This is a genomic window from Nocardia concava NBRC 100430 (genome assembly GCF_000308815.1).
GTDB lineage: Bacteria > Actinomycetota > Actinomycetes > Mycobacteriales > Mycobacteriaceae > Nocardia > Nocardia concava.
This window is the reverse complement of the sequence record NZ_BAFX01000067.1, coordinates 22142-28491: the sequence shown is the minus strand read 5'-3', so window position 1 is coordinate 28491 and position 6350 is coordinate 22142. Positions and strand designations below refer to the sequence as shown.

Annotated in this window: 8 protein-coding genes; 1 reads left to right on the top strand and 7 read right to left on the bottom strand. The window is 68.2% G+C overall.

Going from position 1 to position 6350, the window contains the following annotated elements; all coding sequences use genetic code 11:
* From tyrS to ON43_RS14265, 3 genes are all read right to left on the bottom strand, one after another.
* A partial coding sequence (gene tyrS, locus ON43_RS14275) for a tyrosine--tRNA ligase (protein ID WP_040807722.1) occupies positions 1 to 428 on the bottom strand: 428 nt, incomplete at its 3' end.
* Between the two features lie 196 nt (positions 429 to 624).
* Positions 625 to 1053: a DoxX family protein gene (locus ON43_RS14270; protein WP_040807721.1), complete on the bottom strand. Its 429-nt coding sequence runs from the start codon at positions 1051 to 1053 to the stop codon at positions 625 to 627.
* Positions 1054 to 1157: 104 nt separating this feature from the next.
* Positions 1158 to 1829, bottom strand: coding sequence for a FadR/GntR family transcriptional regulator (locus tag ON43_RS14265; RefSeq protein WP_040807719.1), 672 nt, complete (start codon positions 1827 to 1829; stop codon positions 1158 to 1160).
* Positions 1830 to 2047: 218 nt separating this feature from the next.
* Between ON43_RS14265 and ON43_RS14260 the strand changes: the two genes are divergently transcribed.
* Positions 2048 to 3664: a 2-isopropylmalate synthase gene (locus tag ON43_RS14260; protein ID WP_040807743.1), complete on the top strand. Its 1617-nt coding sequence runs from the start codon at positions 2048 to 2050 to the stop codon at positions 3662 to 3664.
* Positions 3665 to 3705: 41 nt separating this feature from the next.
* Here the strand turns inward: ON43_RS14260 and ON43_RS14255 are convergent, their stop codons facing one another.
* The 4 genes from ON43_RS14255 to ON43_RS14240 all read right to left on the bottom strand — a co-directional run bounded on the left by ON43_RS14255 (position 3706) and on the right by ON43_RS14240 (position 6333).
* A complete protein-coding gene (locus tag ON43_RS14255) occupies positions 3706 to 4275 on the bottom strand; it encodes a Clp protease N-terminal domain-containing protein (protein WP_040807718.1) in 570 nt (189 codons plus the stop codon).
* A 50-nt stretch (positions 4276 to 4325) separates the two neighbouring features.
* The gene (locus ON43_RS14250; protein ID WP_040807716.1) at positions 4326 to 4949 is read right to left on the bottom strand and encodes a DNA-3-methyladenine glycosylase; all 624 of its coding nucleotides are present in this window, start codon (positions 4947 to 4949) and stop codon (positions 4326 to 4328) included.
* 66 nt (positions 4950 to 5015) lie between these two features.
* Entirely contained in the window at positions 5016 to 5309 is a 294-nt protein-coding gene (locus ON43_RS14245; RefSeq protein ID WP_083913409.1) for a DUF3761 domain-containing protein, read from the bottom strand.
* A gap of 112 nt (positions 5310 to 5421) precedes the next feature.
* The gene (locus ON43_RS14240; protein ID WP_040807715.1) at positions 5422 to 6333 is read right to left on the bottom strand and encodes an RNA polymerase sigma-70 factor; all 912 of its coding nucleotides are present in this window, start codon (positions 6331 to 6333) and stop codon (positions 5422 to 5424) included.
* Positions 6334 to 6350: the final 17 nt, after the last annotated feature.

The window sequence follows — 6350 nt, the reverse complement described above, 5'->3', positions numbered from 1 at the left end:
TGCTTGCCGATGTCACGCAGGAACGAGACCGTGCTCAGCGGTCCGGTCCAGTCCATGTTGTTGGCGATGATCGCCGCGTTCGGGGCATCACCCAGATCGACGAAGCGCTCCAGCTGGGAGCGAATGCGCCCGGCCCATTCGGCCACGGTGTCGGTGGAGTTCATGGTGCGCTCGCCGACGTCGCGGGGATCGCCGATGAGTCCGGTCGCGCCACCGGCCAGCACGATCGGGCGATGGCCCGCGCGCTGGAAGCGCTTGAGCGCCAGCAGGGGGACCAGGTGTCCGGCGTGCAGGGAGGCCGCGGTCGGGTCGAAACCGGCATAGAGGGTGATCGGGCCCTTGGCCGCGGACGCGCGCAGGGCGTCCAGGTCGGTGGACTGCGCGATCAGTCCGCGCCAGGTCAGTTCATCAATGATGTCGCCGCTCACGCCTACCCATCTTTCCGCACGTGAATATCGAGGTTGCAGAGGGTGTGGAGCGTCGTGTCCGACATGAAGATGCGGGAGCGGATCGGCACAAGCCCTGGCCGATCCGCTCCTCAGCGAGACGAACCGCAGTAGACGCCCGTAAGCCCGTCGCCGAGTGTGATCGGCGACGGGCTGGCGGTCGAGCGATTTTTCGGGCTCACTTCACCAGGCCGGTGAAGGTGGAGAAGGAGGCGCGGCGCTGGTAGGCGATCCAGGCGAAGACGCCGACCAGGATCAGCGGGAAGGGGGCCAGGGCCGGGGCGCCGAGGATGAAGGCCTGGGTGGCGGCGGCGCAGACCATGGTGATGGACAGGCCCGCGGCGGCCGGACCGCTCAGGCGGCGGACCATGAGGCCGATGCCGCCGGAGACCTCGACCAGGCCGGTGAAGTACATGAACCAGTCGCCGAAGCCGATCTGATGGAAGACGCGGACGGCGTCGGCCTGGCCCATGAACTTCGGCAGGCCCGAGGCGAAGATGAAGAAGAGGCCGAGGACGATCTGCAGGGTCCACAGCACGCGGTTGCGGATCTTGCCGGGGGTGGCGGTGGAGGTGGCGACGGTCTGGGTGGCGGCGATGGCGGTCATTTCGAATGTCCTTCTGGGGCTTGTCGGTTCGGTGTCGAACTCGCTTGCTCCATAGGACGGGGGCCGTCGCGGAAACTCATCGGCGGCGCGAAGAAATTTTTCGGCTAGCCGTCGAAGGCGGCTTTGAGGCTGGTCAGGTGGATGCGGCTGGCGGTGGCGGCGGCCTCCGGATCGCGGGCGCGGATGGCGGTATAGAGGTCCTCGTGCGCGTCGTGGTCGGCGGCGGGCAACCGCATGGGGCGGATGCGCAGCATGTCGATCATGGCGTGGCGCGAGCGCGGGACGAAGGCGTTGAACAGTTCCAAGAGGATGTCGTTGTGGGCCGCTGCCACGATCGTGCGGTGGAAGGCGGTATCGGCGTCGACCAGGGCCTCGATGGAATCACCGCTTTCGGCGCGGGCGGCCAGGGCACGCAGCATGGCGCGTAGGTCGGCGGGGGTGCGGCGGCGGGCGGCCAGGGCGGCGCCCTCGGCCTCGATGGCGATGCGGGCCTCGATGACCGTGACGATGTCGCTGCGGCGCAGCACGGTGTCCCAGTCCTCGGCGACATCCAACGCGGTGACGAAAACGCCCGCGCCCTGGCGGCTTTCGAGGACGCCCTTGCCCGCGAGTTCGCGGATGGCCTCGCGCAGGGTGGAGCGGCCGACGCCGAGCTGGGCGGCGAGGGTGGTCTCCCCGGGCAGGCGGTGGCCGAGCTGCCACTCCCCCGCGCGGACCCGCTCGAGCAGAACCTCGGCGGCCTGGGCGGCGAGCGGATGCCTCTGTACCTGCGCCAATTTCGCTCCGGCCTCTCTACTTGTCTGAGGAGTGAATCCCCTCTAGTCTAGTCCACATGCTTACAGGTGCCCTGCTTCTCCTTCGCCGCCGCGGCGGGGTCTGACCGGACCGGCACCCCGCTAGCGGGTCGCTGTGCTGCGCCGGTCGTCTTCTTCCGACGCGAAAGCGAATTGCCGTGAGCATCTCTCAGAACTGGAATCGTCAGCAGCCGTCCGTCATGCCATCGCATCGGTATCGCGATGTGTACCAGCGGGTTTCGGTGCCACTGAACGAACGTGCATGGCCGAGCAACCGGATCACGACCGCACCGCTGTGGGTGCCCGTCGATCTGCGGGACGGCAATCAGGCCCTGGCCGAGCCGATGGATCCCGAACGCAAGCGCCGGTTCTTCGAAATGCTGGTGGCCATGGGCTACAAGGAGATCGAGGTCGGGTACCCCAGCGCCTCTCAGACCGACTTCGACTTCGTGCGGCTGATCGGGTCGCAGCGACTGGCTCCCGCCGATGTCACGATCGTCGTCTTCACCCCCGCCCGCCGGGATCTGATCGAGCGGACGGTGGAATCGATCCGCGGCATTCCCAACGATGTCGTCATCCACATGTACACCGCGACCGCGCCGACCTGGCGAAACGTGGTGCTGGGCAAGAGCCGTGACGAATTGGCCGACCTGATCACCGCCGGCGGCCGGGACGTGCTGGAGCTGGCCGGGGACATGCCGAATGTGCGATTCCAGTTCTCGCCCGAGGTTTTCATGCTGACGGAGCCGGACTACGTGCTGGACATCTGCGATCGCATGACGACGCTGTGGGATGCCACGCCCGAGCGGCCGGTGATCCTGAACCTGCCCGCGACGGTCGAGGTGGCGACGCCGAACGTGTACGCGGACCAGATCGAATACATGCACCGGAACCTGGCGCGGCGCGACAGCGTGATCCTGTCGGTGCATCCGCACAATGACCGCGGCACCGGCGTCGCCTGCGCGGAGTTGGCGGTGCTGGCCGGGGCGCAGCGGGTCGAGGGGTGCGTGTTCGGCAACGGCGAGCGCACCGGCAATGTCGATCTGGCGACGCTGGCGTTGAATCTGCATGCGCAGGGCGTGGATCCGATGATCGACTTCTCCGATATCGACGAGGTGCGGCGCACGGTCGAGTACTGCACGCGGCTGCCGATCCACGACCGGCACCCGTACGCGGGCGATCTGGTCTACACCGCGTACTCGGGCACGCATCAGGACGCGATCAAGAAGGGGTTCGCCGAGCATCGGGAGCGGGCCGCGCGACTGGGTGTGGACGAGCGTGAAATCCCTTGGGAGGTACCGTATCTGCCGATCGATCCGGCCGATGTCGGGCGCTCCTACGATGCGGTCATCCGGGTGAATTCGCAGTCCGGCAAGGGCGGGATCGCCTATCTGCTGCAGACGGAGTACGGGGTGGATCTGCCGCGCCGGTTGCAGATCGATTTCGCGCGGCACGTGCAGCGCCACACCGACACCACCGGGACCGAGGTGTCGGCGCGGACGCTGTGGGAGCTGTTCACCACCACCTATACCGCTGATCCGGAGGCCGTGGCCGCCATCGAATCCGGCATTCCCGCCGGGGCGACCGCCGAGGAAGCGATCGCGGCGCTGAATCGCCGCGGGTACGCGATCGAGGTGCTGTCGGTGACCCAGCAGAGTGTGGACCATCCGGAAACCGCCGAGGCCGTCGCCTATCTGGAGTACCGCACCGCAGACGGCACGGCGTGGGCCTTCGGTACGGGCGACACGGCTTCTCGGGCAACGATTTCCGCGATCATGTCCGCGGTGGTCAACTCCGCGGTGCCGGTGGGCGTGTAGCTCTCGGTACCCGAACCGGTTCCGGCCGTCGGCGCGGTCGCCTACGGGGCGACACCGCCTGCGGCGGTTCCGGTTTCGGGTCCCAGGCGGCGTTCGAGTTCGGCCACGCGCGCCTCCAGGGCCGAGATCCGTTGGTACAGATCGGCTTCGGACGGCGGTTCGGGATCGTGGCCGGGCGCGTTGCCGAGTTCGGCGATCCGTTTGCGCACGGCGGCCGGTTCGGCGCCGAGGCTGATCAGGATCTGCGGCGCGATGCCCTCGCCCTCCGCGACCAGCGCGAGCAGGATGTGCTGGGGCCCGATGTAGTTGTGGTGCAGGCGCATTGCCTCGCGCAGCGACATCTCCAGCACCTTCTTCGAGCGCGGGGTGAAGGGGATGTGGCCGCTGGGTTCGCGCTTGTCGTGTTCGCCGACGGCCTGCCGGATGCGTTCGCGCACTCCGGAAACGTCGAGGCCCAGATCGCCCAGGGCGCGGGCGGCCACCGGGTCGTCGCCGGCGAACACCCCGAGCAGCAGGTGTTCGGTGCCGATCCAGTCGTGCCCGAGCAGGCGGGCCTCCTCCTGGGCGAGCACGATGGCGCGGCGGGCGGTGTCGGTGAACCGTTCGAACATGGGCTTTTCCACCTAAGGTGAGCTGTCGATCTGTCCACCGTAGTCCTCTGTCAGGCGGAACGGTCCAGCTTGGGTGCGCGGGGGCTGCGGCGGTAGGCCGAGACGGCGGGTGATTCGGGGAGCCAGAGGCGCCAGGGCCGGTCGGCGGCGAGGCTGACACCGACGCGGGGGCCCGCGGAAATCGCTGCGATATCGGTGATCTCGGGGGCGAGTTCGAGGCGGATGGGTACGCTCGCGTCGAACAGATGAGTTCCGTAGTCGTCCAGCGTGATTCCGAGGGCGCTGCCGACATTGCCGGGGCCGCGGGCCAGATCGTTGTCGGATTTGGCGGCGGGGCGGCGCGCGCGGGCGGCGTCGAGACCCTCGATGATCTCCCCCGCCCGGATGAGCACCGCGCTGGCGATGCCGTCGGGTCCGGTGGTCACATTCACGCAGGTGTGCATGCCGTAGCTGAAATACACGTACAGCACGCCCGGCGCCCCGAACATGACCGCATTGCGCGGAGTTGGCCCGCGATGCGAATGCGCGGCCGGGTCGGGCCAGGGTCCGGCCGGATCGCCGCCGTACGCCTCGACCTCGGTGATGCGCATGGCGACGGGCCCGGATCGCAGGGTGGCCCCGAGCAGTCGCCGGGCGGCGCGCAGCGGTTCGACGGCAAGTTCTTCGGCACCCACGGCGATCCATTGTTCCGGAACACCCTCCCGACGCCGTCGGCGGGAGGGCGCCCCGCACCTAGGGAGCTAGAGCCATTCCGAGACGCCGCCGTGGCCCGAGCAGGTGCCCTTGCGGTGCTGGCTGAAGCTGTAGGTGCCGTCCTTGCAGTGCGCGGTGGCGCCGTCGGGAACGGTGGCGGACTGTTCCGGGCGATGGACGCACACGCCGTCGGAGTTCTGGTATTCGCTTGCGGCGCAAGCGGTGTGGACTACCGGGACGGCGGTCGCCGGTCCGGCGAGCGCGGTGCTCGCGCCGATGAAGGCCGCGGCGGCCCAGGGCAGGATATGTCGCGCCACCCGGCGCGTTGTCTGGCCGATCACTTCGAAATCCCTTGCCGAAAAACGATGTTGAAACGGAAGGCGGACGCCCCCGACGAGCGCTGAATCCTACGGGAGGACTATCGCCGAATCGCCGAGTTCGTTATGCGCCGACCTATTCACCGGCCGATTCAGCATCGGCCGATTCAGCAACGCCCGGCAGCTGAATTCCGGCGACCTTGTCCGGATTGACCTGGAAGCGAATGTTTTCGATGCGCCCGTCGCGAATGTCGTAGGTGAGCGCACCCACCCGGTAGTCGCCGATGATCGCCAGGACGCTGAGTTCGCCGTTGATGTACGCGGCCTCGAGGCGGATGCCCGCGCTGATCGGCTTGGCCATCGCGCCCAGCATCCAGCGCGCCACGTGATCGGGCCCGTACAGCGGCCGCCGGGCCGCGGTGACCTTGCCGCCGCCGTCGTTCCACAGCGTCACCTCGGGGGCGAGCAGTTCCATGAGCGCGTTGACGTCTCCGCCCTGGGCGGCGGCCATGAACTTCTCGGTGATCTCCGTGCGGACCGCCTGGTCGGTGTCAAAACGCGGGCGGCGCGAATGCACGTGGGAGCGGGCGCGGTGGGAGATCTGGCGGACGGTCGCCTCGGGCTTGTCGAGGAAGCCGCCGATCTCGGCGTGCGAGTAGCCGAAGACCTCGCGCAGCACGAACACCGCGCGTTCGACCGGGCTCAGGGTTTCGAGGACGACCAGCATGGCGGTCGACACGGTGTCGGCCATCTCGGTCTCCTCTGCGGCGTCGGTCGTGGTGGTGAGCAGGGGTTCGGGCAGCCAGGGCCCGACATAGGTCTCGCGGGTGGCGCGCGCGGAGGTGAGGCGGTTGAGCGCCAGATTGGTGACGGTGCGGACCAGGTAGGACTTGGGGTGGGTGACCGAATCGTGGTCGACCTCATGCCATTTGATCCAGGCGTCCTGCAGGATGTCCTCGGCGTCGGTCACCGTGCCCAGCATCTGGTACGCCGTACCGAAGAGCAGCCGGCGGTGGGTGACGAAGGGATCGATCGAGGCATCCTGCATGGCTTCATACCTACCTC